The 26,770-nt window shown below is 66.1% G+C and carries 28 protein-coding genes; 11 read left to right on the forward strand and 17 right to left on the reverse strand.

Annotation, left to right across the window (positions count from 1 at the left end):
- Positions 1–15: 15 nt before the first annotated feature.
- Positions 16–933: an EamA family transporter gene (locus AB3G45_RS23870; RefSeq protein ID WP_367832901.1), complete on the reverse strand. Its 918-nt coding sequence runs from the start codon at positions 931–933 to the stop codon at positions 16–18.
- A gap of 104 nt (positions 934–1,037) precedes the next feature.
- On the opposite strand from AB3G45_RS23870, the gene AB3G45_RS23875 reads away from it, so the two are divergent.
- Entirely contained in the window at positions 1,038–1,733 is a 696-nt protein-coding gene (locus AB3G45_RS23875; RefSeq protein ID WP_367832902.1) for a pyrimidine 5'-nucleotidase, read from the forward strand.
- Positions 1,734–1,871: 138 nt separating this feature from the next.
- Positions 1,872–2,834: an EF-hand domain-containing protein gene (locus AB3G45_RS23880; protein ID WP_367832903.1), complete on the forward strand. Its 963-nt coding sequence runs from the start codon at positions 1,872–1,874 to the stop codon at positions 2,832–2,834.
- Between the two features lie 43 nt (positions 2,835–2,877).
- Here AB3G45_RS23880 and AB3G45_RS23885 read toward each other — a convergent pair whose 3' ends face one another.
- Positions 2,878–3,771, reverse strand: a complete 894-nt coding sequence (locus AB3G45_RS23885; RefSeq protein WP_367832904.1) for an LOG family protein — start codon at positions 3,769–3,771, stop codon at positions 2,878–2,880.
- 187 nt (positions 3,772–3,958) lie between these two features.
- Here AB3G45_RS23885 and dapD point away from each other — a divergent pair, with 187 nt between their 5' ends.
- From dapD to AB3G45_RS23905, 4 genes are all read left to right on the forward strand, one after another.
- Positions 3,959–4,816: a 2,3,4,5-tetrahydropyridine-2,6-dicarboxylate N-succinyltransferase gene (gene dapD / locus AB3G45_RS23890; RefSeq protein ID WP_367832905.1), complete on the forward strand. Its 858-nt coding sequence runs from the start codon at positions 3,959–3,961 to the stop codon at positions 4,814–4,816.
- Positions 4,817–4,819: 3 nt separating this feature from the next.
- Positions 4,820–5,206: a DUF805 domain-containing protein gene (locus AB3G45_RS23895; protein ID WP_367832906.1), complete on the forward strand. Its 387-nt coding sequence runs from the start codon at positions 4,820–4,822 to the stop codon at positions 5,204–5,206.
- Positions 5,207–5,294: 88 nt separating this feature from the next.
- Positions 5,295–6,488, forward strand: coding sequence for a succinyl-diaminopimelate desuccinylase (gene dapE, locus AB3G45_RS23900; protein ID WP_367833662.1), 1,194 nt, complete (start codon positions 5,295–5,297; stop codon positions 6,486–6,488).
- On the forward strand, positions 6,475–7,071 hold the full coding sequence (locus tag AB3G45_RS23905; protein WP_367832907.1) for a hypothetical protein: 597 nt from the start codon (positions 6,475–6,477) through the stop codon (positions 7,069–7,071). Before dapE ends, AB3G45_RS23905 begins: the two co-directional genes overlap by 14 nt.
- 118 nt (positions 7,072–7,189) lie before the next feature.
- Here AB3G45_RS23905 and truA read toward each other — a convergent pair whose 3' ends face one another.
- From truA to def, 3 genes are all read right to left on the reverse strand, one after another.
- The gene (truA, locus tag AB3G45_RS23910) at positions 7,190–7,933 is read right to left on the reverse strand and encodes a tRNA pseudouridine(38-40) synthase TruA (RefSeq protein ID WP_367832908.1); all 744 of its coding nucleotides are present in this window, start codon (positions 7,931–7,933) and stop codon (positions 7,190–7,192) included.
- A complete protein-coding gene (fmt, locus tag AB3G45_RS23915; protein WP_367832909.1) occupies positions 7,933–8,877 on the reverse strand; it encodes a methionyl-tRNA formyltransferase in 945 nt (314 codons plus the stop codon). The genes truA and fmt overlap by 1 nt, the downstream gene beginning before the upstream one ends.
- Before the next feature lie 67 nt (positions 8,878–8,944).
- The gene (gene def, locus AB3G45_RS23920) at positions 8,945–9,469 is read right to left on the reverse strand and encodes a peptide deformylase (protein WP_367832910.1); all 525 of its coding nucleotides are present in this window, start codon (positions 9,467–9,469) and stop codon (positions 8,945–8,947) included.
- Positions 9,470–9,615: 146 nt separating this feature from the next.
- Between def and AB3G45_RS23925 the strand changes: the two genes are divergently transcribed.
- The 3 genes from AB3G45_RS23925 to AB3G45_RS23935 all read left to right on the forward strand — a co-directional run bounded on the left by AB3G45_RS23925 (position 9,616) and on the right by AB3G45_RS23935 (position 14,356).
- Positions 9,616–10,788 carry a DNA recombination protein RmuC gene (locus AB3G45_RS23925; protein ID WP_367833663.1) on the forward strand — a complete coding sequence of 391 codons (1,173 nt, stop codon included), beginning with the start codon at positions 9,616–9,618 and terminating at the stop codon, positions 10,786–10,788.
- A gap of 44 nt (positions 10,789–10,832) precedes the next feature.
- Positions 10,833–11,732 carry a ribokinase gene (locus tag AB3G45_RS23930; protein ID WP_367832911.1) on the forward strand — a complete coding sequence of 300 codons (900 nt, stop codon included), beginning with the start codon at positions 10,833–10,835 and terminating at the stop codon, positions 11,730–11,732.
- A gap of 290 nt (positions 11,733–12,022) precedes the next feature.
- On the forward strand, positions 12,023–14,356 hold the full coding sequence (locus AB3G45_RS23935; protein ID WP_367832912.1) for a methyl-accepting chemotaxis protein: 2,334 nt from the start codon (positions 12,023–12,025) through the stop codon (positions 14,354–14,356).
- 58 nt (positions 14,357–14,414) lie between these two features.
- Here AB3G45_RS23935 and AB3G45_RS23940 read toward each other — a convergent pair whose 3' ends face one another.
- Both AB3G45_RS23940 and AB3G45_RS23945 read right to left on the reverse strand, forming a co-directional pair.
- Positions 14,415–14,768: a hypothetical protein gene (locus AB3G45_RS23940; RefSeq protein ID WP_367832913.1), complete on the reverse strand. Its 354-nt coding sequence runs from the start codon at positions 14,766–14,768 to the stop codon at positions 14,415–14,417.
- Entirely contained in the window at positions 14,768–15,709 is a 942-nt protein-coding gene (locus AB3G45_RS23945) for a nucleoside hydrolase (RefSeq protein WP_367832914.1), read from the reverse strand. The genes AB3G45_RS23940 and AB3G45_RS23945 overlap by 1 nt, the downstream gene beginning before the upstream one ends.
- 184 nt (positions 15,710–15,893) lie before the next feature.
- On the opposite strand from AB3G45_RS23945, the gene AB3G45_RS23950 reads away from it, so the two are divergent.
- Both AB3G45_RS23950 and AB3G45_RS23955 read left to right on the forward strand, forming a co-directional pair.
- Positions 15,894–16,325, forward strand: a complete 432-nt coding sequence (locus tag AB3G45_RS23950; protein WP_367832915.1) for an Hsp20 family protein — start codon at positions 15,894–15,896, stop codon at positions 16,323–16,325.
- 132 nt (positions 16,326–16,457) lie between these two features.
- Entirely contained in the window at positions 16,458–16,715 is a 258-nt protein-coding gene (locus tag AB3G45_RS23955; RefSeq protein WP_064332367.1) for a DUF1150 family protein, read from the forward strand.
- Between the two features lie 18 nt (positions 16,716–16,733).
- Here AB3G45_RS23955 and trmB read toward each other — a convergent pair whose 3' ends face one another.
- The 10 genes from trmB to AB3G45_RS24005 all read right to left on the reverse strand — a co-directional run bounded on the left by trmB (position 16,734) and on the right by AB3G45_RS24005 (position 26,763).
- The gene (gene trmB, locus AB3G45_RS23960; RefSeq protein WP_367832916.1) at positions 16,734–17,435 is read right to left on the reverse strand and encodes a tRNA (guanosine(46)-N7)-methyltransferase TrmB; all 702 of its coding nucleotides are present in this window, start codon (positions 17,433–17,435) and stop codon (positions 16,734–16,736) included.
- A gap of 7 nt (positions 17,436–17,442) precedes the next feature.
- Entirely contained in the window at positions 17,443–18,681 is a 1,239-nt protein-coding gene (metK, locus tag AB3G45_RS23965; protein WP_367832917.1) for a methionine adenosyltransferase, read from the reverse strand.
- A 194-nt stretch (positions 18,682–18,875) separates the two neighbouring features.
- Complete coding sequence (locus AB3G45_RS23970) at positions 18,876–19,295, reverse strand: helix-turn-helix domain-containing protein (RefSeq protein ID WP_367832918.1); 420 nt, start codon at positions 19,293–19,295, stop codon at positions 18,876–18,878.
- 148 nt (positions 19,296–19,443) lie between these two features.
- Positions 19,444–21,027, reverse strand: a complete 1,584-nt coding sequence (lnt, locus tag AB3G45_RS23975) for an apolipoprotein N-acyltransferase (RefSeq protein ID WP_367832919.1) — start codon at positions 21,025–21,027, stop codon at positions 19,444–19,446.
- A 235-nt stretch (positions 21,028–21,262) separates the two neighbouring features.
- Positions 21,263–22,408 (reverse strand): hemolysin family protein, encoded by a 1,146-nt coding sequence (locus AB3G45_RS23980; RefSeq protein ID WP_367832920.1) that lies wholly within the window; start codon positions 22,406–22,408, stop codon positions 21,263–21,265.
- Positions 22,409–22,417: 9 nt separating this feature from the next.
- Entirely contained in the window at positions 22,418–22,927 is a 510-nt protein-coding gene (ybeY, locus tag AB3G45_RS23985; RefSeq protein WP_367832921.1) for an rRNA maturation RNase YbeY, read from the reverse strand.
- Between the two features lie 71 nt (positions 22,928–22,998).
- Positions 22,999–24,051 (reverse strand): PhoH family protein, encoded by a 1,053-nt coding sequence (locus tag AB3G45_RS23990; RefSeq protein ID WP_367832922.1) that lies wholly within the window; start codon positions 24,049–24,051, stop codon positions 22,999–23,001.
- Positions 24,052–24,078: 27 nt separating this feature from the next.
- Positions 24,079–25,470, reverse strand: coding sequence for a tRNA (N6-isopentenyl adenosine(37)-C2)-methylthiotransferase MiaB (gene miaB / locus AB3G45_RS23995; protein ID WP_367832923.1), 1,392 nt, complete (start codon positions 25,468–25,470; stop codon positions 24,079–24,081).
- 39 nt (positions 25,471–25,509) lie between these two features.
- Positions 25,510–26,298 carry a lysophospholipid acyltransferase family protein gene (locus AB3G45_RS24000; RefSeq protein ID WP_367832924.1) on the reverse strand — a complete coding sequence of 263 codons (789 nt, stop codon included), beginning with the start codon at positions 26,296–26,298 and terminating at the stop codon, positions 25,510–25,512.
- A gap of 39 nt (positions 26,299–26,337) precedes the next feature.
- On the reverse strand, positions 26,338–26,763 hold the full coding sequence (locus AB3G45_RS24005) for a Fur family transcriptional regulator (RefSeq protein WP_367832925.1): 426 nt from the start codon (positions 26,761–26,763) through the stop codon (positions 26,338–26,340).
- Between the last annotated feature and the right edge of the window lie 7 nt (positions 26,764–26,770).

Here is a 26,770-nt window from a genome sequence, read left to right on the forward strand (position 1 = left end):
GGCTTCGGCGCTGCTTCAGCCGTAGGCGAGCAGCGCCAGCACGCCGACGACGATGAGCGCGCAGCCGGCGATTTCAAGGCGATTGATGCGCTCCTTGAAGATGAAGACGGTGGAGGCGAAGGTGAACAGCATCTCCACCTGCGCCAGCGCCTTGACGACGGCGGCCTGCTGCAGCGTCATCGCCATGAACCAGCCGAAGGAGGCGGTGGCGCCGACGAAGCCGACGAGGAGCGCCGGGCGCCATGCGGCCGCGATGCGCGGCAGTTCGTCCCGCTCGCGAAGCAGGATCCAGCCGAGCATCAAGAGGGTCTGCAGCACGATCACGAAGACCAGCGTATAGCTCGCCTGCATCATGTAGTCCGGCGCCGGCAGCGTCGGCGCGAGCGCCAGCGAAGCGGAACGGTAGGCGACGGCGGAAACGCCGAAGAAGGTGCCCGACAACAGCCCGATCGCCGCCGTGCGCGTGAAGACGGACGTCGCGAGCGTGCGCAGCGAGACCACGCTGCGGGCCACCGAGATGATCATCACGCCGGCGACGGAAATGGCGATCGCGACCAGCGTGCCGGCCGAGGCGCGCTCGCCGAGGAAGACCAGCGCGAAGATGGCCGCCTGCGCCGGCTCCGTGCGCGAATAGGCCGTGCCGACCGCGAAATTGCGGAAGGAGAAGAGGTGGACCAGCAGGAAGGTCGCGGCGATCTGGCAGATGCCGCCGACGACGGCCCAGAGGAAGAAGGCCGCGCCCGGCAGCGGCAGCGGCCTTGCCAGTACGAGGGCAAGGATGCCCATGTAGAGGAGCGCGAAGGGCATGCCGAAGCCGAAGCGCACGAAGGTCGCGCCCGTCGTCCCCATCCTGCCTTTCAGGTGTTTCTGCATGGCGGAACGGACGTTCTGGAGGAAGGCCGCCGCGACTGTGATGAGAACCCAGATTTCCATATCCTGCCGCTAGCATGCCGGCCGGGCCGAATCCATCGCCCGCGCCGGTCCCCAGATGGAAAATTCCGTTTCCCTCCGCGCCGGCCCATGGCATAAGACGCACCATGACCGACCTTCCCGAAAAAGCCGATTTCAGCCATGTGCGTGACTGGGTCTTCGACCTCGACAACACGCTCTACCCGCACCATGTCGATCTCTTCGCCCAGATCGACAAGAACATGACGGCATACGTCTCGGCCCTGCTCGGCCTGTCGCGCGAGGATGCGCGCGCCCTGCAGAAGCAGTATTATTTCGACCACGGCACGACGCTGAAGGGCCTGATGATCCATCACGCCATCGACCCGGCGGACTTCCTGGAAAAGGCGCATGCGATCGACTACGACGTGCTGTCGCCCGACCTGCCGCTCGGCGAGGCGATCCAGGCGCTGCCGGGCCGCAAGTTCATCTTCACCAATGGCAGCGTCAAGCATGCCGAGATGGCGGCGAGGGCCCTCGGCATCTTCCACCATTTCGACGACGTGTTCGATATCGTGGCGGCGGAATATGTGCCGAAGCCGGCGGGCGCCACCTATGACAAGTTCATGGCGCTGCACCGGGTCGACACGACGCGGGCCGTGATGTTCGAGGACCTGCCGCGCAACCTCATCGTGCCCAAGACGCTCGGCATGAAGACCGTGCTCCTCACCCCGCTCGACGAGAACCATGAATTCGCCGATGCCTGGGAAAAGCGCACGGAGGGCGACAGGCATATCGATTACGCGACGTCGAACCTGACGGCCTTCCTCAACGCGCTGCTCTAGGCGCGCGGGCGACACATTCCCGACACGGAAAAAACCCCTTTCCGTCAGAAGCTTGAATTACCAATTTGTAACTGGTGCCGGCCGGCATTCCCCCTATCCTGCCTCCCCAAGGGACGATGATGGATGAAAGGAATGACCATGGCTAAAAAGGAACTTCTTCTCGGCGCCGTTGCCGCCGGCCTTCTTCTTTCGGGTGCCGCCGCTCCCGCCTTCGCCGCCAAGGGCGAGGGCCGGCACGGGCCGCGCCATGCCGCGATGATCGAGCGCCTCGACGCGGACAAGGACGGCAAGGTCTCGCTCGGCGAGTTCAAGACCAATATCTCCGCCGCCTTCAAGACCTTCGACGCCGACGGCGACGGCCAGGTGACGAAGGACGAGATCAAGGCCCGCCGCGAGGCGTTCCGCGATGCCCGCAAGGCCGTGCGCGAGGCGGCCGATGCCGACAAGGACAAGGCGCGCGAGGCGCTGCGGGCCGCCGGCCCCTTCATGCTGCCGGGCGCCGGCCGCATGTTCGACCGCGCCGACACCGACAAGAACGGCACCCTTTCCGAAGCCGAGGTGCTCGCCTCGGCGGAGAAGATCTTCGAGCGGCGCGACAGCAACAAGGACGGCGCCATCGACACGGCGGATGCCCGTCCCCACAAGGGCAAGGGCTGGGGCAAGGGTCATCACGGCAAGGGCGGCGCTGAGCGCGCCGATCGCATGCTGAAGCGCCTCGATGCCGACAGCGACGGCAAGGTCTCGCAGGCGGAACTGCTGCAGCGCGCCTCCGAAACCTTCCAGCGCTTCGACGCCGACAGGAACGGCGAGGTGACGAAGGCCGAGGTCGACGCCAGGCGCGAAGCCTTCCGCGACGCCCGCAAGGCGTTTCGCGAGGTGAAGGCGACGGACGGCGAAGCAAAGGAAGCCGCGCGCAAGGCGCTGAGCGAAGCCCGGTTCGACCGCATGGGCGGCCGCATGTTCGAGCGCGCCGACGCCGACAAGAACGGCACGCTGACCAAGGCGGAGATGGAAACCGCCGCGGCCGCCATGTTCAAGCAGCGCGACCGCAACGGCGACGGCTTCATCACCGCCGACGAGATGGGCAAGCGCGGCAAGTGATCCGCTTCAAGGCGCCCCGGCTTTTGCCGGGGCGTTTTGCGTATCAGCCGTGCGCGGCGGCCGCCTGCTCGGCCTCCAGCCTCTCGTAGAACTGCACGATGATGTCCCAGGCCTCGTCGGCCGTCTCGACGAACTGCATCAGTTCGACATCGCCCGGCGCGATCGTGCCGAAGGCGGCGAGCGCTTCGAAATCGATGATCTTGTGCCAGAATTCCTTGCCAAACAAGATGAGCGGCACCAGCGCCATGCGGCCCGTCTGCATCAAGGTCACCGTCTCGAACAGCTCATCCAGCGTGCCGAAGCCGCCCGGGAATACCGTCACCGCCTTGGCCCGCAAGAGGAAGTGCATCTTGCGGATAGCGAAATAGTGGAAGTTGAAGCTGAGTTCCGGAGTGACATAGGGGTTCGGCGCCTGCTCGTGCGGCAGCACGATGTTGAGGCCGATCGACGGCGCGCCGAGATCGGCCGCCCCGCGATTGCCCGCCTCCATGACGCCCGGCCCGCCACCGGTGACGACGACATATTCCTTGAAGTCCAGCTCGGCCGATCTTTCCGAGCACATGCGTGCGAACTTGCGTGCCTCCTCGTAATAGACCGAGGCGGCTTCGAGATTGGCGCGCTGCGTCTCGTTGCGCGCCGCCCAGGCCTCCTGGCCGGGCGCGGGAATGCGCGCGCCGCCGAACATGACGACCGTCGACTTGATGCCGCGCTCGGCGAGCATCATCTCGACCTTCAGCAATTCGAGCTGGAGGCGTACCGGCCGCAGTTCCTCGCGGCAGAGGAAATCGTCGTCCGCATAGGCAAGCCGGTAGGCGGGATGGGCCGATTGCGGCGTCTGCGGCACGACGGCGGCGCGGTGCTTGTCCTGCGCGCTGTCGGCCAACGGATCCCATACGCCGTCCTTGCGGCGCAGATTCTTCTTCTTCAGTCTTGCCATGTCGCCTTCCTGCTTTCTGGCCTGCTTTCCGGCCCCACGGGATTACCATTGCGCCCGTGCGACAGTATCTGCCGGAAAGGGGCTTCATCTTTCCCGGCACTTGCTCTAGAGCATTTTGCAGCTTGATGAAATCAACCTTCCGGCATCCCGACAATCGAAAATAAGCCTCGAAGTTTAAGGAATTCCGATGAGCCTGCCCGACCTCGCCACCCTTTCCGCCACCATCGAGCGCGCCTTCGAGGAACGCGACGGCATTAACACCGGCACGCGCGGTGAAGTGCGCGACGCGGTAGAGACGTCGCTCAACCTGCTCGACAGCGGCAAGGCGCGCGTCGCCCAGCGCGGCGAGGACGGCACCTGGACCGTCAACCAGTGGCTCAAGAAGGCCGTTCTCCTCTCCTTCCGCCTCAACCCGATGGAGATCGTCAAGGGCGGCCCGGGCGAATCGGCCTGGTGGGACAAGGTGCCCTCCAAGTTCGACGGCTGGAGCGTCAACGAATTCGAGAAGGCCGGCTTCCGCGCCGTGCCGAACTGCGTGGTGCGCCGCTCGGCCTATATCGCGCCGAATGCCATCCTGATGCCCTCCTTCGTCAATCTGGGCGCCTATGTCGGCGAAGGCACGATGGTCGACACCTGGGCGACGGTCGGCTCCTGCGCCCAGATCGGCAAGCATGTGCACCTTTCCGGCGGCGTCGGCATCGGCGGCGTGCTGGAGCCGATGCAGGCCGGCCCCACGATCATCGAGGACAATTGCTTCATCGGCGCCCGTTCGGAGGTCGTCGAGGGCTGCATCGTGCGCGAGGGTTCCGTGCTCGGCATGGGCGTCTTCATCGGCAAGTCGACCAAGATCGTCGACCGCGCGACGGGCGAAGTGACCTATGGCGAAGTGCCGCCCTATTCCGTCGTCGTCGCCGGCTCCATGCCGTCGGACAAGGTGATGCCGAACGGCCTGCCGGCGCCGAGCCTCTACTGCGCCGTCATCGTCAAGCGTGTCGATGCCCAGACCCGCTCGAAGACCGGCATCAACGAACTGCTCCGGGACTGAGCCATGGCGGTCGTGGAAGGGCAGAGGCCGAGCCTCGCCTGGCTCTTCTTCGGCTGGTCCGGCCGGGTCAGCCGGGTGCCCTTCGCGCTCGGCTGGGCCTTCTGGCTCATGCTGCTTTCAGCCGCGCTCGCCCGCATCGTCATCGTGCCGAAGGAGGATCCCTCCTTCCTCCTCTGGTCCTTCGTCTTCGTCGGCGTGGCGCTCGTCTCCACGGTGTCCTCCGTCCTCCTGACGGTCAAGCGGCTGCACGACATGAACCTGCCGCTGCCGCTGATCATCTGTCTGTTCATCCCGGCCATCTCCTTCTTCGCGCTCTTTGCCTTCATGGTCTGGCCGGGCACGAACGGCCCGAACGATTACGGCAGCCTGCCCGACCGGCCGAAAGACTGAGACGCGCTTCGGGCGCGCGTGACAGCGCAGCGGCGATCGGCTAAATCTCGATTCTCCTTCCTCCCTTTCGTGCCGTGACCGCATGTCCATGACCTCCGCCGATCCGATCGCCAACCTCGCAACGCTCATCCGCTGCCCCTCCGTCACCCCTGCCGAGGGCGGGGCGCTGACGGCACTTGCCGCCATGCTGGAGCCGCTCGGCTTCACGGTGGAGCGCATGACGGCGCGCGAGCCCGGCATGCCCGACATCGAGAACCTCTATGCCCGCATCGGCACCGAGGGGCCGCACCTGATGTTCGCCGGCCACACGGATGTCGTGCCCGTCGGCAACGAGGCGGCCTGGACGCATGCGCCCTTCGGCGCCGAGATCGCCGGCGGCGAGATGTTCGGCCGCGGCGCGGTCGACATGAAGGGCGGCATCGCCTGCTTCGTCGCCGCCGCCGCCCGCCAGATCGAAAAGCACGGTCCCCCGAAGGGTTCGCTCTCCTTCCTCATCACCGGCGACGAGGAGGGGCCTGCCGTCAACGGCACGATCAAGCTGCTGCAATGGGCCGCGGAGCGCGGCGAGCGCTGGGATGCCTGCCTCGTCGGCGAACCGACGAACCCGGACAAGCTCGGCGACATGATCAAGATCGGCCGGCGCGGCTCCGTCTCCGGCACCATCACGGTGCATGGCGTTCAGGGCCATGCCGCCTATCCGCACCGCGCCGACAATGCCGTGCGCGGCGTGATCGCGCTCACCGATGCCCTGATGCATCCGCCCTTCGACGCCGGCACGGAGAATTTCCAGCCGTCGAACCTGGAGGTGACGACGATCGATGTCGGCAACCCCGCGACGAATGTCGTGCCGGCACAGGCGCTCGCCCGCTTCAACATCCGCTTCAACGACACATGGACCGCCGAGACCGTAATGGCGGAGATCGTGCGCCGGCTCGATGCCGCCGCGCGCGACGAAAGGCTGCGGCCGGGCCGCCCGCCGCTCCGCTACGATATCGCCTGGGCCGAGCGGCCGAGCCACGTCTTCCTCACCCGCAACGACCGGCTGATCGCCTCGCTGTCGGGCGCCGTCGAGGCCGTGACCGGCCGTGCGCCCAAGCTGTCGACGACGGGCGGCACCTCGGACGCCCGCTTCATCAAGGATTATTGCCCGGTCGTGGAGTTCGGCCTCGTCGGACAGACCATGCACATGGTCGACGAGCGGGTGGCCGTCGCCGATCTCGAGACGCTGACCGTGATCTACGAGACCTTCATCCAGCGCTGGTTCGGCGATGCCCGGGCTTGACGAGGTCCTGCACTATCTCACCGGCATCGTCCTGCTCGTGCGGCAGAAGCAGGAAGGATTCGGCTGGCTGGACCTGACGATGCGCGGGCTTGCCCGCTCCTTCTGGGCCTTCGTCTGGTGCCTTCCCGCCTTCGCCGTCATCTGGGCCTCGTGGCGGCTCTATTTCCTCGGCAGCATGCCGACAGGAACGCCGGCCGGTATTCCCTTCCTCGTCAAGCTCCTGGCGATCGACGTGGCGGGCTGGCTGCTGCCGCTCGTCCTTCTCCTGGCATTCGCGCGTCCGCTCGGCTACGGCCGATATCTGGCGACCGTGGTGACGGCCAGCAACTGGATCGCCGTGCCCTTCGCCTATGCCGCGGCGATCCCCTTCGCGATGACGCTCGTGCTGCCCGACAGTGCGCCCTTCGCCGGCCTGCTGCTCTATGCGGTCTTCGGCGCCAGCGTCGTGCTGCAGTTCCGCCTCGTGTGGATGTGCGTGGGCAAGCAGACGCTGCTCGCCTCGGCCATGACGGCGATCTACGTGCTGCCGCCGATGATCGTCGGGCAGGAATTGCAGCGGATCCTTGGCACGCTGCCGGGCTGAGGTGTTTTTCCGCCCCAAGAGCATTTCCAGCCGAAGCGAGATCGCTTCGGCGTCGGATAATGCGGTAAAAACAAGAATCGAGAGCATTTCCGGTGCACCGGAGTTTGCCGGAAATGCTCTAGTAATCGACCGCCATGAAATAGAGCCCGTCCGGCGGCGCCACGGGGCCGCAGGCCTTGCGGTCGCGCGCCTCCAGTGCGGCGCGCACGTCCTCCGGCGTCCACTTGCCCTCGCCCGCCAGCTTCAGCGTGCCGGCGAAGGAGCGGATCTGGTTGTGCAGGAAGCTCTGCGCCGAGACGCGCATCTCGATCAGCTCGCCGCTGCGCGTCACCTCCAGCCGATCGATGGTGCGCACCGGACTGTTCGCCTGGCACTGGGCGGCGCGGAAGGTCGTGAAGTCGTGCCTGCCGACGAGCATCTGCCCTGCGGCATGCATCACCTCATGATCGAGCGTCCTGGCGACGAACCAGGCCCGGTTCGCCTCCAGCGCCAGCGGAGCGGGGCGCGAGATGATGCGGTAGAGATAGTGTCGCTTCACCGCCGAGAAGCGGGCGTCGAAATCGTCGGGCACTTCTGCCGCATCGAGGATGGCGACCCGCTCGCGGGCCATGCCGAGATGGGCGTTCAGCGCGTTGCGCAGCGTGTGTTCCTTCCACACGCGCGAAAGGTCCGCATGGGCCACCTGCCCCATGGCATGCACGCCGGAATCCGTGCGCCCCGCGCCGCGGATCGAGACGGTCTCGCCCGTCAGCGACAGGATGGCGGCCTCGATGGCGCCCTGCACGGAAGGCCCGTTGTCCTGCCGCTGCCAGCCGACATAGGGCGTGCCGTCATATTCGATGCGGAGGCGGTAGCGCGGCATCAGCGGATGACCCGGCCGGCCGCGACCGGCGTGCCGCGCAGGAAATCGGCCGCATCGAGCGGCTTGCCTCCCGCTTTCTGCAGGCGCACGAGCCGCACGGCCGCGCCATCGCCACAGGCGACCGCAAGCCGGTCGTCGAGGACCGTGCCGGCGGCTTTCGCGGTGGTGTCACCGGCCCGCGCGCTCGCCAGAACCTTCACCCGCTCGGGCTTGCCGCCGACCGGCAGCTCGAACCAGGCGCCCGGGAACGGCGAGAGGCCGCGGATATGGTTGTGCACGTCCCCGGCGGGGCGGGAAAAATCGATGCGGGTCTCGGCCTTGTCGATCTTGGCCGCGTAGAGCACACCCTCCTGCGCCTGCGGGATCAGCGGCAGGTCGCCGGCTTCGAGCTTCGCCATGGCTTCCACCATCAGGGGGCCGCCCGCCTGCATCAGCGTATCGTGCAGCTCGCCGGCCGTCACGGTCTCGCCGATCGCCACCCGATGGGTCAGCGCGACCGGGCCGGTATCGAGGCCCTTTTCCATCTGCATGACCATCATGCCGGTTTGTGCGTCCCCCGCCATGATCGCCCGCTGGATGGGCGCCGCGCCGCGCCAGCGCGGCAGCAGCGAGGCATGGCCGTTGTAGCAGCCGAGCCGGGTGCCGGTAAGGATCGCCTCCGGCAGCAGGAGGCCGTAGGCGACGACGGCGGCGACATCCGCCTTCAGCGCGCGAAAGGCCGCGCGGTCCGTCTCCTCACGGAAATTGAGCGGGGTGACGACGGGAAGCCCGAGCCTTTCGGCCGCCTGGTGCACCGGCGACTTCACAAGTTCGAGACCGCGGCGGCCGGCCGGGCGCGGCGGTTGCGAATAGACGGCGGCGATCTCGTGGCCGGCTTCCACCAGCGCCTCGAGCGTCGGAACGGAGAAATCCGGCGTGCCCATGAAGATGATGCGAAGGGCCATCGGCCAGCCTCCGTGAAAGCGGTTCTACGGCCGGAACCGTGTGAAACAAGCCCGGGCGGTTATCGCCTCAGAGCGCCTTGCTGCCGCGCAGCTTCGCCGCCTTGGTGAATTTGCGGATCACCATCTCGCGCTTCAGCTTGGAAATGTGGTCGATGAACAGCACGCCGTTCAGGTGATCGATCTCGTGCTGGAGACAGGTGGCGAGAAGGCCGTCTGCCTCCGTCAGCTGCTCCTTGCCGTCGCGATCGAGATGCTTGACGGTGATCGTGGCAGGGCGCTCGACCTCGGCATAATAGTCCGGGATCGACAGGCAGCCCTCCTCATAGACCGAGCGGGTATCCGAAGCGGAGACGACGTCCGGATTGATGAAGACGAGCGGCTTCTTGTCCTCGCCCTCCTTCGAGACGTCGAGCACCAGCATGCGGCGCGCGACGCCGATCTGGATCGCGGCAAGGCCGATGCCCGGCGCATCGTACATGGTTTCCAGCATGTCGTCGGCGAGCTTCTTCACCTCGCTGTCGACGGTCTCGATGGGGTTCGAAACCTGGCGGAGGATCGGATCGGGAAGGATAATCAGCGGCTTGATGGTCATTCCGCCTCCTTAGCGCGGTTTTTTGACGCTTTCAATCGGCTTCGACCGTCGCCGGCGCCGCATGTCCCGCGCATCTGTTCACGTTATGATCTAGTTTCCGCTGCAATCCGTGTTATGGTCGCGGCATGATCGATCCGACCTTTGACATGCTGCTCGCCTCCCTGCTTGCCCGGTTCGGCGGCCCCGGCCCGGCACTCGTGCTGCTCGCGGCCGCGCTGGTCGCCGTCTTCGGCCTCCTTTCGGCCCGCCGCAGCCAGGCGCGCCAGCGCGAGGCGGCAGCGATGGCGGAGCTGCGCTTTGCCGAACTCCTGAAGGCGCAGACGGAAATGCAGGGGCGCGTCGCCGCCATGGCCGAGGTCTTCGGCGCGAAGCAGTCGGAGACCAACCAGGCGATCAATGCCCGGCTCGACGGCCTGACGCAGCGGCTCGGCCAGTCGATCTCCGAGCAGACCCGCTCGACGCACGAGAACCTTCGCCGCCTGCGGGAGCGTCTGGCCGTCATCGACACCGCGCAGAGCAACATCCAGTCGCTGGCGAAAGACGTGGTCGGCCTCCAGGCGATCCTCTCCAACAAGCAGACGCGCGGCGCCTTCGGCCAGTCCCGAATGGAGACGATCATCGCCGACGCCATGCCGCCCGGCGCCTACCAGTTCCAGGCCCAGCTTTCGAACGGTGTCAGGCCGGACTGCACGATCCGCATGCCGAACGGCCAGCCGCCGCTCGTCGTCGACGCGAAATTCCCGCTGGAGGCGTGGAATACCCTGTCGGACGGGCGCGCGCCCGAGGCGGCCAAGCTCGCCGCCCAGCAGTTCCGCCGCGACATGGAGACCCATATCCGCGATATCGCCGAAAAATATCTCCTCGCCGGCGAGACGCAGGACACCGCCTTCCTCTTCGTGCCCTCCGAATCGATCTTCGCCAGCATCCATGAGAATTTCGAGGGCATCGTGCAGAAGGCCCACCGGGCGCGCATCGTCATCGTCTCGCCCTCTCTCCTCATGCTCTCCGTCCAGGTGCTGCAGGCGCTCCTGAAGGACCAGCGCATGCGCGAGCAGGCCCATGTCATTCAGGGCGAGGTCGCCCGGCTGATGGACGACCTGACACGGCTCGACGACCGGGTGCGCAAGCTTTCCGGCCACTTCACCGCCGCGCAGAAGGATGTCGACCTGATCCTGACCTCGACGGAGAAGCTCACCCGGCGCGGCGCGCGCATCGGCGACATGGAATTCGAGGCGAACGGCACTCTTTCCCCGCCCGCGGAGACGGCCGCCGAGACCCGGACGGGGCAGCTTCGCCTGAGGGTGGTTGACGAGGACTGAGCCCCTCGGGCAGTGTCCGGCGGAAACGACAAGGGGCACCTCTCATGATCACCGTCTTCGGCTCCATCAACATGGACCTCATCGTCACGCCAGAACGCCTGCCGAAGCCCGGCGAGACGGTGGTGGGAAGCAGCTTCACAACGGCCGCCGGCGGCAAGGGCGCCAACCAGGCGCTCGCCGCCCGCCGCGCCGGCGCCATCGTGCGCATGGCCGGCGCGGTCGGCGACGATCGGCTGGGCAGCCAGGCGCTGGCGCTGCTCGCCGACGCCGCCGTGGACCTTAACGGCGTGCGCTCCGCCGCCGAGGCGACCGGCACCGCGCATATCCTCGTCGACGACGAGGGCGAGAACGTCATCGTCGTCGTGCCGGGCGCCAACGGCACCGTCGGCGAGGAGGATGCCAAGCGCACCGTCGGCGGCATGACGCGTGGCGACTACCTGATGCTGCAGTTCGAGATCCCCGAAGCCGCCATCGAGGCCGCGCTCATAAGCGCCAGGCAGAAGGGCGCCGCCTCGATCGTCAACATCGCGCCCTTCAGTGCCGCCGCACGGCGGCTCGGCGCGATGGCCGACATCCTCGTCGCCAACGAGACGGAGTTCGACCTCTTCGTCGGCAAGGGCGAACTCTCGAACGAGGCGCGCGAGACGACCATGCGCGCGCTACATGCCGAGAGCGGCCAGACGATCATCGTGACGCTCGGCGCCGATGGCGTCGTCGCGATCCGCAAGAACGAGATTTTCCGCGCGGCCGGCCTAAAGATCGAGCCCGTCGACACGGTTGGCGCGGGCGACACGTTCTGCGGCTACCTCGCCGCCTCGCTCGATGCCGGCCTCGGCTTCAAGGGCGCGCTGCGCCGCGCGGCCGTCGCCGGCTCGCTCGCCTGCCTGAAGCCGGGTGCGCAGCCTTCCATTCCCTTCGCGCCCGCCGTCGACGCCGCGATCTGACAACCGCGTGGCGCGCCGCCCGCGGGATTTGGCAAGTGGATTTCGCAACCAGGCCATCGGGCGTCGCATTGAGCGCGACGCCTGAAAAACCAGCCGGTTGCGCCAGGAATGGCCGCGATATTTGGCTATTTATTAACATTTTATGGGTTACTGAAATCCTCAGGCCCGGCCCTTCCGGTCGGCGGCCTCTGGCGCTGGTCGCGCGCCCCGACCTCCATGATGGAGACCCCCCGCAAACGAATGTGCCCCTCCGCGGTGCCACCGCGGACGTCTCTCATTGTGAGGATTTTATGTTCAAGTTCCAGGCCAAGTCGCTCGCGACGAAGCTCATCGCGGTTACCGGCGGCACGATCGCGCTGGTCATGCTCACCTCCAACACCGTCCTCATCGGCCAGACGCAGAGCCGCGTCGCCGATCTCGTCTATTCGGAAGCCAATACCGAGGCCAAGGCGATCGCCGCCGACATCGCGACCGATATCGGCCAGCTCGCCAGCGCCGCGCGCTCCATGGCGGGCGTGATGGAGCAGGGCCTTGCGGGCGGGCATTTCGATCGCAAGGAAGTCGTCGACCTCATCAAGGCGAACGCGGAAAAGAACAGTTTCGCGCTCGGAAGCTGGTTTGCGGAAGAGCCGAACGCCTTCGACGGCAAGTCGCGCGAGACGGCCGAGCAGGTGGAGACCGGCACCTACAAGGACGGCTCGTTCAACCCCTACTGGACGAAGCGCAAGGACGGCTCGATCGCGCTGTCCACCTTCGAATCCGACTACAAGGCCGAGTGGTACTCGCTGGCCGCCGGCAGCGGCAAGGGCGCCATGAGCCAGCCCTACAAGGAAACCTCGACCGGCGAAGGCTTCACCATGGCCTCCATCGCCTTTCCGGTCGCCCCGGGCGGCAAGCTTGCGGGCGTCACCGGCGTCGATGTCTCGCTGAAGACGCTCTACGAGAAGCTCAGCCAGCTCAAGCCCTTCGGCGAGGGCCGGGTCATGCTGCTGTCGCAGACCGGCAAGTGGATCGTCGCGCCGAACGCCGACCTCCTGATGACGGACTATGACGGACAGGGCGCCGACGTCGTCAAGTCCTCGCTTGCCACGGGTCAGCCCGGCCACATCGAAAACCTCTCCTTCGACGAACTGGCCGCCTTCGACCGCGTCGTCTATCCCTTTGCGCTGCCCGATATCAACACGACCTGGGTCGTGCTGGTCGACGTGCCGCGCGCCGCGATCAACGCGCCGGTCGACGCCCAGACCCGCCTGATGATCCTCGGCGGCCTGATCGTTCTCGGCGGCGTGCTCGCCGGCCTCTACTTCGCCGTCCGCTTCTTCGTGCAAAAACCCCTCGCCGGCCTCGTTGCCGACGTGGCGACGCTCAGCAGCGGGGTCTACACCCAGCCGATCGCCGGCCAGAGCCGCGCCGACGAGACGGGTTCGGTCGCCAAGGCGCTGGAAGGCTTCCGCCACCAGCTCGCCGACACCAAGCGCCTGGAAGCCGAAGCCGACAACCAGCGCCAGCTGACCGAAGCCGAGCGCAACCGTTCGGAAGCCGAACGCACGGAAGCGGGCGCCCTTCAGCGCGATATCGTCGCCCGCCTCGGCGATGGCCTCGCCCAGCTCTCCTCCGGCAACCTGACCTTCCGCCTCTCCGGCGATTTCCCGGGCGAGTACGGCAAGCTCAAGACCGACTTCAACTCGGCAATCGCCAGCCTTGAAGAGACGATCCAGACGGTCAACGCCTCGGTGGGTAATATCGGCGGCGGCACCGGCGAGATCTCCAAGGGCGCGGCCGATCTCTCGCACCGCACCGAGCAGCAGGCGGCCAGCCTGGAGGAGACGGCAGCGGCGCTCGACGAGCTCACCTCGCAGGTCAATTCCAGCGCGGACAATGCCCGCGTCGCCGCGAAATCGGTGGAAACGGCCAGCAACGACGCCAGCAAGTCCGGCGAAGTGGTGCAGAAGGCGATCGACGCCATGCACGGCATCGAGCATTCGTCGCGCGAAATTTCCAACATCATCGGCGTGATCGACGATATCGCCTTCCAGACGAACCTGCTGGCGCTGAACGCCGGCGTGGAAGCGGCGCGTGCGGGTGAAGCCGGCAAGGGCTTTGCCGTCGTCGCCCAGGAAGTGCGCGAGCTCGCCCAGCGCTCGGCCAACGCCGCCAAGGAGATCAAGACGCTGATCAACACCTCCGAGGTGCAGGTCCGCGAAGGGGTCGATCTCGTCGGCAAGGCCGGCAGCGCGCTGGAGAACATCGCCGACCAGGTCATCCAGATCAACGGCCTCATCCGCCAGATCTCCTCGTCCGCCTCCGAACAGGCCGTCGGCCTCAAGGAGATCAACGCGGCCGTCAACCAGATGGACCAGGTGACCCAGCAGAACGCCGCCATGGTGGAAGAGACCACCGCCGCCTCCATGGCGCTGAACGACGAAGCGGAGACGCTGAAGTCGCTCGTCGCCCGCTTCCGCGCCGGTGCAGCCGCGATGGCCGCCCAGCCGGTGCAGCAGGCGATCCGCCGCGACGTGCAGCCGCAGCGCGCCGCCTACCAGGCCCCGCGCACGGCCGCCCGCGCCATTCCGCAGGTCGCCGGCAATACGGCGCTCGCGCAGGACGACTGGGAAGAGTTCTGAGACGGACCGAAGAACGAAAAAAGGCCAGCGGTGACGCCGGCCTTTTGCTTGATGAGACTTACTTCCGCTCCGTCGGCTGCGCTTGCAACCGGCCACGGGAGCGCGAGCGGCTGGCGAGGCGTTGCGTGGCTTCCTTCAGTTCCGGCTCGGAAAACAGGCTCCGATATTCCGGCCGCAGCATCAGGGCCTCCATGGAAAGCTCCGGTTTGCCCGCGTCGAGCAGCCGCTCCAACCCGGTCGTGCCGGGCTTGAAGACGAGTTCCTTGGCCGCCGCCACGCCGCCGTTGAGCAGCACGAAGCGACGCAGCAGGACCGGGCGGAAGCCGGTATCCGCGAATCGGTCGTAAAGGCCCATCATCTCCTGGTGGAAACGGCCCTCGGCACCCTGTCCGGCGCTGCGGGGACCACGCATCAGAGGCGGCCGACGCGCTCGGCGAGGAGAGCGAAGAAACCGTCGGCATCGACGTCCTTCATCACCCGCGCATTGTGCTTGCGGCCGGTGACCTGCCACCAGTCGACGACGGTCATGCCCACCGTCAGCGGCGAGGCCGTCTCGATCTCGACATTGCAGTCGCGGCCGGCAAACAGCTCCGGCTTCAGGAGGTAGGCGATGACCGTCGGATCGTGCAGCGGGCCGCCGTCGGAGCCGTATTTCTCCACGTCGAAGCGCTCGAAGAAATCCAGCATCTGGACAAGGGCCTTGGCGGGACGGCTGCCGATCGCGCGAAGCCGGGCGACGCGGCTCTTCAGCGTCAGCACCTTGTGGGTGACGTCGAGCGGCATCATGACGATCGGGATGCCGGCCTTGAAGACGGCGGCGGCCGCCTCCGGATCGACATAGATGTTGAATTCGGCGGCCGGCGTGATGTTGCCGCCCTCGAAGAAGCCGCCGCCCATCATGACCAGTTCGCGCACACGGCCGGCAATGTCGGGTGCCTTTTCGAGCGCGGTCGCGATGTTGGTCAGCGGCCCGAGCGTGCAGAGCGTCACCGTGCCGGCCGGTTCGCGCCGGAGCGTCTCGATGATGAAGTCCACGGCGTGCAGGGCCTCCAGCGGCATCTGCGGCTCGTGCAGTTCCGGGCCGTCGAGGCCGGTCTTGCCGTGCACATGCTCGGCGGTGACCAGCGGGCGGGCGATCGGCCTGTCGGCGCCGGCATAGACCTTGACGTCGGTGCGGGAGCAGAATTCCAGGATGATGCGGGCATTGCTGGAGGTGCGCGCCAGCGGCACGTTGCCGGCGACGGTGGTGATGCCGAGGATGTCGAGTTCCGGGCTGCCGAGCGCCAGCATGATCGCGGCGGCATCGTCCTGGCCGGGATCCGTGTCGATGATGATTTTCCGTGGCTCAGACATGCCCTCTCCGCTTCCTCGCTAATTGCGTTCTTGGCCCGCGGTGCGCAGGCGAAGCGGCGACTATATTTGCGAAATCGCCGTTCGCAAGCGTCTTGCGCCCCGCACCGGCAATCCCCATATTGCAGGCATCGGGATGCCGAGACCGGGTCCCGCCAAAGTCGCTTGAAAGCCAAGGACTAGACGCATGTCACGCATGACCCCTTTCACGAGCCCGCTTCTCCTGGGCTTCGATGCCATGGAAAAGACCCTTGAGCGCATCGCCAAGGGCAACGATGGCTATCCACCGTACAATATCGAGCGGCTGCGGCCGAACGGCGAGACGGGCGCACCGGAACGGCTGCGCATCACCCTTGCCGTCGCGGGCTTTTCCGAAGACGAACTCGATGTGACGACGGAGGAAAACCAGCTCGTCATCCGCGGCCGCCAGACCGACAGCGGCGAGCGGGACTACCTCTACCGCGGCATAGCGGCCCGCCAGTTCCAGCGCACCTTCGTGCTTGCCGACGGCATGCGCGTCTCCGGCGCGGAGTTGAAGAACGGCCTTCTCGCGGTCGACCTCGTGCGGCCCGAGCCTGTGCGAATGGTAAAGAAAATTAACATTTCCGTATCAGACTAGATCATGAGCCGTTCCTGCGGGAACACCCGCCGGAACGTTTCAAGCGTAACCTGATCGCCTGACGTACCGATGGGCCGTGGTGGCCATGGACGTCCGGTGGCCGGCCCTGCCGGCATTGCCATGGAGGCAAAGATGGGACTGAAAACCGTAACCCCCACCGTTTCGAAGGCGGACCTTGCGCATCTGGGCGCCGGCGAAGTCGGCTATATCCGGAAGATGAAGGCCGACGAAGTCTCGCGCGTCTTCCCCGAAGCCCCGGAAATCGACCCGAGCCTGGACCTCTGGGCGCTGTTCGGCGCCGACGGCACGCCGATCCTCCTGACGGACAACCGCTCGAGCACCTTCTACAAGGCGGCCGAGGACGACCTGCGCACCGTCAGCCTGCACTGATGCCGAAAGGACCTTCCGTCAGAGACGACGGAAGGTGAGATAGGCCGACTTGCGGCCCTCGCGCTTGGCCTTCGCCTCGTAGCGCGTGCCCGGCCAACCGGCAAACGGCGTCAGCCAGTCGACCGCGTTTTCCGCGGTCCACACGAAAGCGGGATGAACCCCGCAGTGCATAAGCGTCCAGTTGACATAGGTGTCGATGTCGGACGCGAAGCAGAAGAGCCCGCCCGGCTTCAGCACCCGGGCAAAGCGGTCGAGATTGACCTTCGAGACGAACCGCCTCTTCCAGTGCTTCTTCTTCGGCCACGGATCCGGATAGAGCAGGTCGATCTGATCGATCGAGGCGGCCGGAAGCCAGTCCAGCAGCGCCGTCGCATCGTCGTCATAAAGCCGGATATTCTTCGCGCCCGTCTCCTCGATGCTGCCGATCAGCTTCGCCATGGAATTGACGAAGGGCTCGACGCCGATGAAGGCGGTATCGGGCGTTTCCTGCGCGCGGTGGATGAGATGCTCGCCGCCGCCGAAACCGATTTCGAGGCGCATGCGGCTCGGGCAGAAATCGTAGAGCGTCGTGACGTCCGCCGGCGCCGGGGTCGCAAGATCGACCTTCAGCACCGGCAGCACGGTCTGAAGATGCTGCGCCTGCCGCTCCCGGAGCGGCTTTCCCTTGCGGCGACCGAAGAAGGCTTCGCTCGCCCGGCTGCGGCGCTCTGCATCGCTCATGTCGACCTCAGTTCTTCAGGGCTTCCTTGAGAGCCTTGACGAGGTCGAGGCGCTCCCAGGAGAACGAGCCGTCACGGCCGGCCTTGCGGCCGAAATGGCCGTAGGCGGCCGTCTTGGCGTAGATCGGCTTGTTGAGGTCGAGATGGCGGCGGATGCCCGACGGGGAAAGGTCCATGACCTTGCGGAGCGCATCCTCGACGGCATCTTCGCTCACCTTGCCCGTGCCGTGCAGGTCGACATAGACCGAGAGCGGCTGGGCGACGCCGATGGCGTAGGAAAGCTGGATCGTGCAGCGGTCGGCAACGCCGGCCGCGACGACGTTCTTGGCGAGGTAGCGTGCTGCATAGGCGGCGGAACGGTCGACCTTGGTCGTATCCTTGCCCGAGAAGGCGCCGCCGCCATGGGGCGCCGCGCCGCCATAGGTGTCGACGATGATCTTGCGGCCGGTGAGACCGGCGTCGCCGTCCGGGCCGCCGATGACGAACTTGCCCGTCGGGTTGATGTACCAGGAGCAATCCTCGGCGATCGCGATGTCGTGCAGCGCCTCGCGGATATAGGGTTCGACGACCTGGCGGACCTTCCTGGAATCCCAGCTATCGTCGAGATGCTGCGTGGAAAGCACGATGGAGGCGACGTCGGCCGGCTTGCCGTCGACGTAACGCACGGTCACCTGGCTCTTGGCATCCGGGCCGAGCTTGCCGGCATCGCCTTCGCCCTTCTTGCGGGCTTCGGCGAGAAGAGCGAGGATACGGTGCGAATAGTAGATCGGCGCCGGCATCAGGTCCGCGGTCTCGCGGCAGGCATAGCCGAACATGATGCCCTGGTCGCCCGCGCCCTCGTCGCCCTGCTTGTCGGCGGCGTTGTCCACGCCCTGGGCGATATCGGCGGACTGCGAATGCAGGAGCACGTCGATCCTCACCGTCTTCCAGTGGAAGCCGTCCTGCTCGTAGCCGATGTCGCGGATCGCCTTGCGGGCGGCGGACTTGAACTTTGAGGGATTGATGACGTCGTTGCCGTCCTTGTCCTTCTTCAGGAGGCTCGGCGGCAGGCGCACTTCACCGGCGATCACCACGCGGTTGGTCGTCGCAAGCGTCTCGCAGGCAATACGGACCGACCACGGATCGACCTTCGACTTCACGGCTTCGCGATAGACCAGATCGACGATTTCGTCGGAGATGCGGTCGCACACCTTGTCCGGATGACCCTCGGCGACGGACTCGCTGGTGAAGAGATAACTGCTGCGCATGCGGGAATTCCCCTCAAAGAAAATGGACTTCGACGTTGTTATTCAGTTCGCAGGGGAAAGACAAGCACAGAAGGACATAAGAATATGTTTATGTCCCGGTTTTGCGGGCGTTTCCGCCTAGATTTTTCAGGCCCTCGCGCAAACGAAAAGCGGCCCCGAAGGACCGCCTTTTCCTTGTCGATCTCACGCGGAGATCACTCCGTTTCGGCCTCGGCGGCGAGTGCCTTGACGAGGTCCACGAGCTTGCGGCGGACCTTGGGGTCGCCGATCTTGACGAAGGCCCGGTTGAGCTGGAGGCCTTCCGAGGACGACAGGAAGTCGACCACGTAGTTGGAGCTCGACGCTTCGGCAAAGCCGGCCTGGGCATCCGCCTGCTCGCCCGGCGCATCCTCGAAGAAGAAGGAGACCGGCACGTTGAGAATGCTCGAAATGTTCTGCAACCGGCTGGCGCCGACGCGGTTCGTACCCTTCTCGTATTTCTGGATCTGCTGGAAGGTGATGCCGAGGCTTTCGCCGAGCTTCTCCTGGCTCATGCCGAGCATGGTCCTGCGAAGCCGGATCCGGCTGCCGACGTGAATATCAATCGGATTCGGCTTCTTTTTGTTTTCCATCATCAATGTGTCCTAACGCGCGGAAATGGCCCCACCTTGCCGGCAGCCTTAACGAAGACTTAACGTCACGTTGTATGCGCAAACCCTGAAGGGCTCCACAATACAAGAGAACCACCGGCGACATGCACTATGCTATTTTAGGGGTTTTTGGTCAATTCGTCCTGTTTCTAAAACCAATGCGAGAAATGCCGGCCGCCGCGAAGAGAATGCCAAGGACGATCAGAAACGACCAGTTTCGCCACTTTCCCCACTTATCAATGGCAAATCTTCCCGGAAAAGTTGCGTCAACAAAACCGGGGACATCGTGGGAAAGGCCCGCGACCACCCTCCCCCTGGCATCGACCACGGCGGAGATTCCGTTGTTGGCGGCGCGAATCAGCGGCAGGCCGCGCTCGACGGCGCGCAGGCGTGCCTGCTGGAAATGCTGGTAGGGGCCGGGCGTCCTGCCGAACCAGGCATCGTTGGTGATATTCAGCAGGGCGGCGGCCGCATCGGCGGCCCCGGTGATCTCCGCAGGGAAAATCGCCTCGTAGCAGACGAGCGGATAGAGCCCCTTGCCGAGCGCCGTCAGCAACTGGGGTTCGCGCGCGGCGGAAAAGCCGCCCGGCATAGCCACAGCATCGACGCCGAGGCTTTCGAGGAGATCGGCAAAGGGCATGTATTCGCCGAACGGCACGAGATGCACCTTGTCGGCCGCGCCGGTGATCTGCCCCCGACCGTCGACGGTGTAGATGGAATTGTAGTAGCGCGGCGCCTTGCCGGAACCGGCGCTTTCGGTGCGCACGGCGCCGGCGATCAGCACCTGGTCGTCCTCCAGCACGGCGGCGATGCGCACCAGCGCATCGGGATTGTCCGTGAGGATGAAGGGAATTGAGGTTTCCGGCCACACGACGATATCGGGGCGCTTGCCGCCTTCGGCCGGCTTGGCGGCGCTCAGCGCCAGGTGACGTTCGAAGATCTGCGCGCGCGCGCTGTCGTCGAGCTTCATCGCCTGGTCGATGACCGGCTGGACGAGGCGGACGACGGTCGCCTCGCCTTCCGGCGTCGGCGCGATATGAAGGGCATAGTAGCCGTAGCCGATATGGGCGGCGAAGAGCAGGGCGGCAAGTGCAAGGCCGGGGCCCCGGCCGCGCCGCGTTCCGATCAGCGCCGGCGCGGCGAAGACGAAGACGCCGAGCGCATTCATGCCGGCAATGCCGACGATGCCGGACGATTGCATGAGCAGCGGTACGGGCATGGCGCCATAGCCGACGGCATTCCACGGAAAGCCGGTGAACAGCGTGCCGCGTAGCCACTCCCCGACCCCGAAGGCGAGGGCGAGCGCGGCGATGCGGCCCATGCCGTCCGACCAGAGGAGGCGGGCGAGCGCGGCCGCCAGGCCGTAGTAGAGGGCGAGGAAGGCGGGAAGGCCGAAGACGGCGAGCGGCAAGGCCCAGGCAAAGGCATCCGCCTCGACGAGCAGCGCATTGCCGAGCCACCAGAGCCCGCCGACGAAATAGCCGAAGCCGAAGAACCAGCCGATGCGGAAGGCCGGCGCCAGGCGCCGCAGGAACCCGGCCTCCGGCGCGGCGCTGGCGCCGTCGATGAGCCAGACGAGCAGGGTGAAGGAAACGAACAGCGCCGCGAAGAAGCCGAAGGGCGGCAGCGCCAGCACCCCGATCAAGCCCGCAAGAAATGCCAAAAGCGCCCGTCTCGTCCCAGACAGGAGCATGACCGTGCCCGCAAGCCGCTCCATGCCGCCCCCTTTTTATGTCCCCGAATCAGCCGGCGCCAGTCTTCCAAAAAACCGGCGCCTTGTCCCGCGTCATGGCAGGGTAAGTGTATCGGGGGCGCTGGCCTCATCCGGCCTGCCGGCCACCTTCTCCCCGCAAGCGGGGCGAAGGGGATATGCCGGGCGGGTTTCTCCAAACAACAAGCGTTCTTGAGGGGTAACCCTTCGGATGCAAGACCTTGCCTGGAAGGGTCCGCGCCTACTCCGCGTTCGCCCCATTGTTCTCATGTTCCGGCAGCTTCTGCCGGTCGGCGAGAACTCCCCCCTCGCCTTCCGGCTTGCGCTCGCGGCGGCGGACGGAGCCGGCGCGCTTGCGGGTGACGCGCACCCGCTTGACGCGGCGCGGATCGGCGTCGAGGACGTGGAACTCGAAGCCCGGCACCGCTTGCACCACCTCGCCGCGCACGGGAATGCGGCCGAGCGAGGCGAAGATCAGGCCGCCGAGCGTATCGGCGTCTTCCAGCTGTTCGCGGATGTCGAAGTCCGGGCCGATCGCCTCGGCCAGTTCCTCCAGCTCGACGCGGGCATCGGCAACGAAGACATCGTCGCTGACGCGCTGGATCATGGCCTCGTCGTCGTCGTGCTCGTCCTCGATATCGCCGACGACCATCTCGACGATGTCTTCCAGCGAGGCGAGGCCGTCCGTGCCGCCGTATTCGTCGATGACGAGGGCCATCTGCGTGCGGTCGGCCTGCATGCGCGCCATCAGGTCGGCGGCGAGCATGGAGGGCGGCACGAAGAGCACCTGGCGGATGATGCCGGCTTCGGCGACGGTCTTCGACAGGTCGACGCGGCCGAGGTCGAATTCCGCCTTCGGCGTGCGGACCGGCTTCTCACCATTGGCAGGCGCGGCCTTTGCGCCGGTGCGGCGCTTGTTGCGGGCCTGCTTGGTGACATAGGCGAGCAGGTCGCGGATGTGAACCATGCCGCGCGGATCGTCGAGGCTCTCGTTGTAGACCGGCATGCGCGAGCGGCCGGAATCCTCGAAGATAACCATCAGTTCGGCGATCGTGATGTCCTGGTCCACGGCCTCGATATCGGCGCGCGGCACCATGACGTCCTCCACCCGCACCTCGCGGAAACGAAGAATGTTGTGCAGCATAGCCCGCTCTTCGGGCAGGAAGGTCGGCTCGCCGCCGCTCTCTTCCGTCATAAGGGCCTCGGCAAGGTCCTTGCGCAGGCTGGAAGCACCCGTCATGCGCCAAAGCCGTGTCGCACGGGACCAGAATGATGTCCGGCCCCCGCTTTCCTGCCTCGGCGCGCTGCTACTACTGCCCGCCTCGTCACTTGAGGCGTCCGCCTCGCTCTTTTCCGTTGCTACGGACTGGTTTCTAAAGTCGCTCATCGGTCCAAACTATTCATCGGGGTCATCCCCGTAGGGGTCAGATAGGCCAAGCTCGGCAAGAATGCGAGTCTCCAGCCCCTCCATTTTTTCCGCTTCCTCGTCGTCCATGTGATCATAGCCGAAGAGATGCAGAAATCCATGCACCATCAGATGCGTGAGGTGATCGTCGAAGGTCTTGTCGAGATCGGCCGCCTCGCGGGTCAGCGTTTCCTCGGCGAAAATGATGTCGCCGAGCATCGGCCCCGGCATTTTCCCGGGCGTCAGCGGGAAGGCCGGGAAGGACAGGACATTGGTCGGCTTGTCCTGGCTGCGCCATTCCGCATTGATGCCGCGGATCGCCGCGTCATTGGTGAAGACGAGGGAGACTTCCGGCGGGCCGGCCTTCGGGAAGGGTTGCCCTTCCTCCCGCCGGAGGAATTTCACGGCCGAGCCAAGCACCCGCTCGCTGACGGCGAGCAAGCGCTCTTCGGAGGGCCAGGCGCCCTCTTCGACGGAGATCTGGATATCGAGTTCGCTCATGAGGATTCTTTTTCCGCAATTCCGGACGCAAAACCGCTTCACACTTTTGCTGGAATTGCTTCCTGACCGCCTTAGCGGTCCATCTGCTCGCTTTCGTCCTGCACAGCGGTCTGGGCCTCGTAGGCCCGGACGATGCGGGCGACCATCGGGTGGCGCACCACGTCGACATCCTTGAAGCGCACGACCGAGACGCCTTCGACGCCCTTGAGGATCTGCAGGGCCTCGACGAGGCCGGACTTGACGCCGCGCGGCAGGTCGACCTGACTCGGATCGCCCGTGACGATCATGCGGCCGTTCTCGCCGAGACGCGTCAGGAACATCTTCATCTGCATCGAGGTGGTGTTCTGCGCCTCGTCGAGGATGACGGCGGCGTTCGCCAGCGTGCGGCCGCGCATGAAGGCGAGCGGCGCGATCTCGATGACGCCGGCGGTAATCGCCCGTTCGACCTTGTCGCCCGGCATCATGTCGTAGAGCGCGTCGTAGAGCGGGCGCAGATAGGGGTCGACCTTCTCCTTCATGTCGCCGGGCAGGAAGCCGAGGCGCTCGCCGGCTTCCACGGCCGGGCGCGACAGGATGATGCGGTCGACCGCGCCGCGCTCCAGGAGCTGGGCGGCATAGGCGACGGCGAGATAGGTCTTGCCCGTACCGGCCGGGCCGACGCCGAAGACGAGCTCGGAGCGCTCCAGCGCGCGGATATAGGTATCCTGCGTCGGCGTGCGGGCGGCGATGGTCTTCTTGCGGGTGGAGATCTGCGACATGGTGAGCTTGGCCTTGCGCTCCATCGTCGGCAGGGAGAGCTGGTCGTCTGCGGCGATCGCCATGCGGATCGCGCCGTCCACGTCGGAAAGCTCGATCGAGCCGCCCTTCTGCAGGCGGTCATAGAGATAGTCCAGCGCCCGGCGGGCCTGGCCGGTGGCCACCACGTCACCGGAGATGGAAACGGAATTGCCGCGCGCCCGCGCGTCGATATGAAGGCGCTGCTCGAGGAGCTTCAGGTTCTGGTCGAACTGACCGAAGAGCTCGCTTGCGTATCGATTGTTCTCGAAGGTCAGCACGAACTGGTTGGCGTCGGTCTCGTTCTTCGACTGGCGCGGCGATGACGTCGTCAATTCGTGTCCGTTCAAGCGGTCAGGCTCCTTGCGATCCGCCCGTCAACCGATCGCTTCCGCGAAAAGGCTGTTGGGCCCGGTATCGGTGATTCGTACCCGGATAATGTCACCGATTTCCGACACTTTTGCATCAACATTCACAGGCTGCAGCCAGGGCGAGCGGCCGACGAGCTGGCCGGGCATGCGGCCGGGCTTCTCCAGGAGCAGGTCGATCTCCTTGCCGACGCAGCCGCGGGCGAAGTCGCGCTGCTGCCGGAAGAGCAAAGCCTGCAATCTTTCAAGGCGTTCCGCCTTCACACCCTCGTCGACATGGCCGTCCATGTCGGCGCCGGGAGTGCCGGGACGGATGGAATACTTGAAGGAAAATGCCTGTGCATAACCGACCGCCTCGATGAGGCGCATCGTGTCCTCGAAGTCCTCGTCGGTCTCGCCGGGAAAGCCGACGATGAAGTCGCCCGAGATGGCCAGTTCCGGCTGGACGGCGCGGATGCGCGCGATGAGGGCGATATATTCGGCCGCCGTGTGGCGCCGGTTCATCGCCTTCAGGATGCGGTCGGAGCCCGACTGGACCGGCAGGTGCAGGTAGGGCATCAGCGCCGGCAGATCGCGGTGGGCCTCGATCAGGCGATCGTCCATGTCGCGCGGATGGCTGGTCGTATAACGCAGGCGCGCCAGGCCCTTGATCCCGGCAAGCCGGTAAAGGAGGTCGCCGAGCCCCCATTCGCCGCCGTCCGGGCCGAGGCCGTGCCAGGCATTGACGTTCTGGCCGAGCAGCGTGATCTCGCGCACGCCCCCTTCGACCAGACGTTCGGCCTCCGCGACGATCTGCGAGACCGGACGGGAGACTTCCGAGCCGCGCGTATAGGGCACCACGCAGAAGGTGCAGAACTTGTCGCAGCCTTCCTGCACCGTCAGGAAGGCGGTGACGCCGCGTGCGCGGGTCTTCGCCTTCTCCGGCGCGGGCAGGTGCTCGAACTTGTCCTCGATGGCATAGTCCGTCTCGACCACGCGCTCGCCGCCCTTGGCCCGGCGCAGCGCGTCCGGCAGGCGGTGATAGGTCTGCGGGCCGACGACCAGGTCGACCGCCGGCGCACGGCGCAGGATCTCCTTGCCTTCCGCCTGGGCGACGCAGCCGGTGACGCCGATCACCATCTCGCGGCCGTTTTTCGCGCGGGCCTTCTTCATCTCGCGCAGGCGCCCGAGTTCGGAATAGACCTTCTCGGCCGCCTTCTCTCGGATGTGGCAGGTGTTGAGGAGGACGAGGTCGGCCTCTTCCAGGACGTCCGTCGCCTGATAGCCATCCTTCGACAGCGCATCCGTCATGCGGTCGCTGTCATAGACGTTCATCTGACAGCCGTAGGTCTTCACGAAGACTTTTCGCGTGTTCGGCGTCGCCGGAGGGTCTTCGGGCAGGGAAAGGGACTGTTCGCTCATGGCCGCTTCCTTAGTGGAAAAGCCCCGAAAAATGAAGCTTTATCTGCCGCGCAGGCGCGCGCCCAGCATGGCGCGGATGCGCGCCTCGACGGTGCGGCTCACCGCCTTGCGGCTGCTGGCGCCGGAATAGTCGACCCGCTCGCCGAAATCGACATCCACATCCACCGCCCCCTCGCGCGCGACGGCGAGGAGATGCGGCAGGAGTTCGATATCGCCCGGCCAGGCGGCGAGCGGTCGGTGGAAGCGGCCCATGGCCATGCCGTGCACGCCGGTATAGGCGATCGAGACCGGCTGGATGAACACGACGCCGTCAGGCGCATGCGGCACGGCGGAGGCGGCCGCGCCGAAGAGCGAGGTCTTGATCTCCAGGAGACGGTTGCCGTCCGAAGTCGTGCCCTCGGGGAAGAGCACGACGATCTCGCCGTCCGTCATGCGCCGGGCGATCTCGTCGGCCTGGTCGCCGGCCTTCCGGCGCTGGTCGCGCTCGACGAAGATCGTCGCCTGGAGACGGGCGAGAAGGCCGAAGACCGGCCAGCCGCGCACCTCGGACTTGGCGATATAGGCGACGTCGGCCACCGAGCCGAGCACCATGATGTCCTTCCAGGAGACATGGTTGGAGGCAAGCATCAAGGGCCGCTTCGTCTCCAGCGTGCCATGCACCCGCACCCTGAGGCCGAGCACCCAGCAGGCGACGCGATGCCAGAGCCTCGGCACGCGGCGGCGGATCTTCAGATCGAAGCGCAGGCCGACGAGCTGGATGGGCAGCAGGACGATCGTCGCCACGGCCAGGACGAGGAAAGCGACGGCAAGACGCAGCCGGACGATCACCGGGTCACCGGCAGCCAGTCAAGGGAGCCGGGATCCGCCTCACTCGCCCTCCTTGAGCGGAATGCCATAGAGTTCGAGGCGATGGTCGACCAGCTTGAAGCCGTGCTCGCGGGCGATGCGCTCCTGCAGGGCCTCGATCTCGGGCGAATGGAACTCGATGACCTCGCCGCTCTTCAGGTCGATCAGGTGGTCGTGGTGTTCGTCCGGCACCGTCTCGTAGCGCGAGCGGCCGTCGCGGAAATCGTGGCGCTCGATGATGCCGGCATCCTCGAAGAGCTTGACCGTGCGGTAGACGGTGGAGATGGAAATGCGCGCATCGACGGCCGACGAGCGGCGGTAGAGTTCCTCCACGTCGGGATGATCGTCCGAGGCCTCCAGCACGCGCGCGATCACGCGGCGCTGCTCGGTCATGCGCATGCCGCGCTCGACACATAGCTCTTCCAGCGATTTCTCGACTTCCGACATGCGATCC

The sequence above is a fragment of the Shinella sp. S4-D37 genome, assembly GCF_040812195.1.
Lineage (GTDB): Bacteria > Pseudomonadota > Alphaproteobacteria > Rhizobiales > Rhizobiaceae > Shinella.

What these genes read in the sequence shown, in the direction of transcription:
- AB3G45_RS23870 (WP_367832901.1), bottom strand. Translation starts at nt 933, where the DNA reads ATGGAAATCTGGGTTCTCATCACAGTCGCGGCGGCCTTCCTCCAGAAC.
- AB3G45_RS23875 (WP_367832902.1), top strand. Translation starts at nt 1,038, where the DNA reads ATGACCGACCTTCCCGAAAAAGCCGATTTCAGCCATGTGCGTGACTGG.
- AB3G45_RS23880 (WP_367832903.1), top strand. Translation starts at nt 1,872, where the DNA reads ATGGCTAAAAAGGAACTTCTTCTCGGCGCCGTTGCCGCCGGCCTTCTT.
- AB3G45_RS23885 (WP_367832904.1), bottom strand. Translation starts at nt 3,771, where the DNA reads ATGGCAAGACTGAAGAAGAAGAATCTGCGCCGCAAGGACGGCGTATGG.
- dapD (WP_367832905.1), top strand. Translation starts at nt 3,959, where the DNA reads ATGAGCCTGCCCGACCTCGCCACCCTTTCCGCCACCATCGAGCGCGCC.
- AB3G45_RS23895 (WP_367832906.1), top strand. Translation starts at nt 4,820, where the DNA reads ATGGCGGTCGTGGAAGGGCAGAGGCCGAGCCTCGCCTGGCTCTTCTTC.
- dapE (WP_367833662.1), top strand. Translation starts at nt 5,295, where the DNA reads ATGACCTCCGCCGATCCGATCGCCAACCTCGCAACGCTCATCCGCTGC.
- AB3G45_RS23905 (WP_367832907.1), top strand. Translation starts at nt 6,475, where the DNA reads ATGCCCGGGCTTGACGAGGTCCTGCACTATCTCACCGGCATCGTCCTG.
- truA (WP_367832908.1), bottom strand. Translation starts at nt 7,933, where the DNA reads ATGCCGCGCTACCGCCTCCGCATCGAATATGACGGCACGCCCTATGTC.
- fmt (WP_367832909.1), bottom strand. Translation starts at nt 8,877, where the DNA reads ATGGCCCTTCGCATCATCTTCATGGGCACGCCGGATTTCTCCGTTCCG.
- def (WP_367832910.1), bottom strand. Translation starts at nt 9,469, where the DNA reads ATGACCATCAAGCCGCTGATTATCCTTCCCGATCCGATCCTCCGCCAG.
- AB3G45_RS23925 (WP_367833663.1), top strand. Translation starts at nt 9,616, where the DNA reads ATGCTGCTCGCCTCCCTGCTTGCCCGGTTCGGCGGCCCCGGCCCGGCA.
- AB3G45_RS23930 (WP_367832911.1), top strand. Translation starts at nt 10,833, where the DNA reads ATGATCACCGTCTTCGGCTCCATCAACATGGACCTCATCGTCACGCCA.
- AB3G45_RS23935 (WP_367832912.1), top strand. Translation starts at nt 12,023, where the DNA reads ATGTTCAAGTTCCAGGCCAAGTCGCTCGCGACGAAGCTCATCGCGGTT.
- AB3G45_RS23940 (WP_367832913.1), bottom strand. Translation starts at nt 14,768, where the DNA reads ATGCGTGGTCCCCGCAGCGCCGGACAGGGTGCCGAGGGCCGTTTCCAC.
- AB3G45_RS23945 (WP_367832914.1), bottom strand. Translation starts at nt 15,709, where the DNA reads ATGTCTGAGCCACGGAAAATCATCATCGACACGGATCCCGGCCAGGAC.
- AB3G45_RS23950 (WP_367832915.1), top strand. Translation starts at nt 15,894, where the DNA reads ATGTCACGCATGACCCCTTTCACGAGCCCGCTTCTCCTGGGCTTCGAT.
- AB3G45_RS23955 (WP_064332367.1), top strand. Translation starts at nt 16,458, where the DNA reads ATGGGACTGAAAACCGTAACCCCCACCGTTTCGAAGGCGGACCTTGCG.
- trmB (WP_367832916.1), bottom strand. Translation starts at nt 17,435, where the DNA reads ATGAGCGATGCAGAGCGCCGCAGCCGGGCGAGCGAAGCCTTCTTCGGT.
- metK (WP_367832917.1), bottom strand. Translation starts at nt 18,681, where the DNA reads ATGCGCAGCAGTTATCTCTTCACCAGCGAGTCCGTCGCCGAGGGTCAT.
- AB3G45_RS23970 (WP_367832918.1), bottom strand. Translation starts at nt 19,295, where the DNA reads ATGATGGAAAACAAAAAGAAGCCGAATCCGATTGATATTCACGTCGGC.
- lnt (WP_367832919.1), bottom strand. Translation starts at nt 21,027, where the DNA reads ATGGAGCGGCTTGCGGGCACGGTCATGCTCCTGTCTGGGACGAGACGG.
- AB3G45_RS23980 (WP_367832920.1), bottom strand. Translation starts at nt 22,408, where the DNA reads ATGAGCGACTTTAGAAACCAGTCCGTAGCAACGGAAAAGAGCGAGGCG.
- ybeY (WP_367832921.1), bottom strand. Translation starts at nt 22,927, where the DNA reads ATGAGCGAACTCGATATCCAGATCTCCGTCGAAGAGGGCGCCTGGCCC.
- miaB (WP_367832923.1), bottom strand. Translation starts at nt 25,470, where the DNA reads ATGAGCGAACAGTCCCTTTCCCTGCCCGAAGACCCTCCGGCGACGCCG.
- AB3G45_RS24005 (WP_367832925.1), bottom strand. Translation starts at nt 26,763, where the DNA reads ATGTCGGAAGTCGAGAAATCGCTGGAAGAGCTATGTGTCGAGCGCGGC.